The 3,070-nt window shown below is 29.3% G+C and carries 3 protein-coding genes; all 3 read right to left on the reverse strand.

Going from position 1 to position 3,070, the window contains the following annotated elements:
* Window positions 1–91 precede the first annotated feature (91 nt).
* Complete coding sequence (locus B0A57_RS11985; protein ID WP_038466535.1) at window positions 92–745, reverse strand: HAD family hydrolase; 654 nt, start codon at window positions 743–745, stop codon at window positions 92–94.
* A 176-nt stretch (window positions 746–921) separates the two neighbouring features.
* Window positions 922–1,302, reverse strand: a complete 381-nt coding sequence (locus tag B0A57_RS11990; RefSeq protein WP_038466538.1) for a hypothetical protein — start codon at window positions 1,300–1,302, stop codon at window positions 922–924.
* Between the two features lie 548 nt (window positions 1,303–1,850).
* Window positions 1,851–3,070 (reverse strand): S41 family peptidase (locus B0A57_RS11995; RefSeq protein WP_089082009.1); only part of this gene is annotated, 1,220 nt, incomplete at its 5' end.

The raw sequence follows: 3,070 nt of genomic DNA on the forward strand, positions 1-3,070 counted from the left end.
ATTAAACGAGGCTGTTTTTTTATGGTTTTTGTAAATATTTTTCAAAAATTTTGGGTTGTGCAACAGCTACGCCTGTTAGCTGTTGTTCTTGTTAATTCAATTTATCCATATTTAATAAATTTGCTAATTCCTCGAAACTATAGAAAATTATTGCTCCTTCATCTTTTAATTCCTTTTCATTGTTTTCGTTTGCAAATCCATAAACTTTAAATCCTCCTTTTTTCGCTGAAATTACACCAGCTTTACTGTCTTCAATCACGATGCATTCGTTTGTTGTAAATCCCATTTCTCTTGAAGCAAAAAGAAATATTTCAGGATCGGGCTTCCAACTATTAATTTGGTATGAACTAAATATTTTATTTTCAAATTTCTCAATCAAGCCTGTTGTTGTTAAATTCAAATGGATTTTTTCTATCGGTCCACTTGAAGCAACACAATATGAAATTGATAAACTATCAATAAATTTTTTCACACCTTTAATTGGTTTCAATTCAGTTTTAAATGCCTCGAAAGTTTGTTTTCTATATTCACTCTCAAAGTTATCAGGTAATCTATTACTTGTCAATTTTTCAATTTGTTGAAAACTATCTTTTAGACTTCTACCATTAAAATTTTTAATCGCATCTTCAATAGTCATTTCAAGACCATATTCTTTTGACATTGAAAGTAAAATTTGATTTCCGATTATTTCACTGTCTACTAAAACGCCGTCACAATCAAAAATTACACATTTAATATCTTCCATAAATCCTTATTTACTACGTTTTTTTAGAATAACAGCTAACGTTCTCGCGCTACACGCAGGCTGGGATTAAGAAAGCCTAAACTTTCGGTTAAATACTAATTTTTCAAATACAAAACCATTTTCAAATTAAACCAAATGCCCAGCTTGCTTGTAGCGTGTGTTGGCGGTTCGGTTGTTTAATCTTTATGCAAATCGTCACATAAATTTATTATTATCTCTGAATATATGCTATTATGAGGTACTCCAATAGAATCTAAAAATTTACCATTACTTATATCGTTTACAGTTTTAACTAATTCGGAAAGTTCTGAATTATTATCAACTTTGTTTTTTAATTTTACAACAAGTTGTCTAAATGGGTGCTGATTGTTGACGACTAACCAAACTATTTTTTCGTTAACACTTAAGTTTTTGATATTGTCGTAGTCATTTTGACTTAAATTTTTAATAGCTTCTTCTAATTGCCATATTGGTCTTTGAGATAAACTCGTTTTAGTTAAATTGTCAAAATCAATCAGAAAATCATTCAAATTAATTCTTATAGATTCTACGTTCATTTAGTAGATATTTAAGTTTGTTTCAATTGTTTCTAACTTTTAGTTGAACTTTTCAATACTAATTTTTACACTTCTACCATTCAAGTTCCAAATTTATATTTCAGCTTTTTGCTTTTCAATCTTAAGATTCCAACTTTCACGTTTCTGCTTTTCACGTTCCAATTTTTACGCTTACTTTTCAGATTTTCCTTCGCAAAGAAAATCAATTCTTTCATTTTTTTTCCTGCGTACTTTCGGCTTCAACTGACCGCCAACGAGCCCCCGCTTTGCGGGGTTTTCGAGAGAGCTTGCTCTCGAAGAAAATCTAGCAAAGCGGGTGATGGAAGAACATCGTGCGAAAGCAACGATGGTTTTTCATCGCCCGCGTAGCGGGGGCTCGATGGAAAAAATTGTCCCGAAGGGCGATTTTTTCCATCGTTATGCCGCTTGGCGATGTGGCGGATTAAGGAAGCCTAAACTTTCGGTAAAACACTAACTTTGCAAGTACAAAACCAACTTCAAATTAAGCCTAAACCCGCCATATTGCCAAACGGCGGTTAGCAGAAGTGCTATTTTTCTATTATAATTTTTTTCGCTAATTCCATTTCTCTGTCAATACCGTTTAAATATTCTTCAATTGTTGGTTGGATTTCATAATCTGGTAAAACACCTCTGCCAAAAGGAATTATAGTTTCTTTTTGTTCAAGAACAAATTTGCAAATTGGAATTCTACCTGTTAATTTTGTGTTTGGGAGTGTAAAATATAAATGTATTCCGCTTGAATTGCCGTAAAATCCGCCTCCAGTTTCTTCTCCTATAAATTTTGCATTAGTGTAGTTTTTTGCTAAAGAAGCAAATTCAGAACCGCCTGAAAAAGTTAAACCATTTATCAATATATAAAGATTTCCTTTAAAGTTGTTTTCATTTGGTTTGTCACCATTATAAAAATCAGGTTTATTTAAATATCTTCCGTCTTTGCTTAAATAAAACTCTTCTTTTAAATCGTTTACAAACTTTTCCTTTTTCGCATTACTGCTTTTTTGAGTGTGTTTTATAAATGAATAATCAAAAGAAGGAATTTCTACATATCTATATTTTATATATTCTTTTTCAATTAAATAAGATAACAAATGATCTTCCATTCCCTGTTCTCCGCCTTCATTTCTTCTAATATCTATTATTAAGTTTTGTACTTTATTTTTTGAAATTGTTTTAAAATAATAATCTAATTTTTTCTGAAATCCAATTCTACCATTTTCATAACTATCAAGCGAAAAGTTGTTAAAAGATAAAGTTACTAAATTCAATGAACTATCAATTTTCATTTCTGATACTTCCTTGTAAATACGATTTGGAATTTCTACATTCATTTTATCTTCTAAATCATAAAATGTTTTGAAGTTTATAGAATTAATATTATTTAAACTAATGTTTTTTTTAGTTTTAGGATTGTATAATTCTAAATTAAAATAAGTTGGATTATTTTCAAAAAATTTTGAATAATATTCAGAAAATTTCCGTTCTATTCTGTGAAATTTTCCAGTTACATTATATCCATCCGAAGGATGGATACTAATGAATTTTTTCATTACGTTTTCAATACTATTCCCATTTATGTTAAGTAATTCCAAACCTTTAGTTTGGAATTTATTATTTTCATTTAAAATGTAAACTCTACCATTAATTATTTTAAAAATAAAAGGTAAATATTTGAAATTTTGTTCTGAATACAAATTTAATTCCTCTGAAAACTGAATTTTGCAATGCCCTTCTTTTGTAAAAGATGTTA

This window comes from Flavobacterium psychrophilum DSM 3660 = ATCC 49418 (genome assembly GCF_002217405.1).
Classification (GTDB): Bacteria; Bacteroidota; Bacteroidia; order Flavobacteriales; family Flavobacteriaceae; genus Flavobacterium; species Flavobacterium psychrophilum.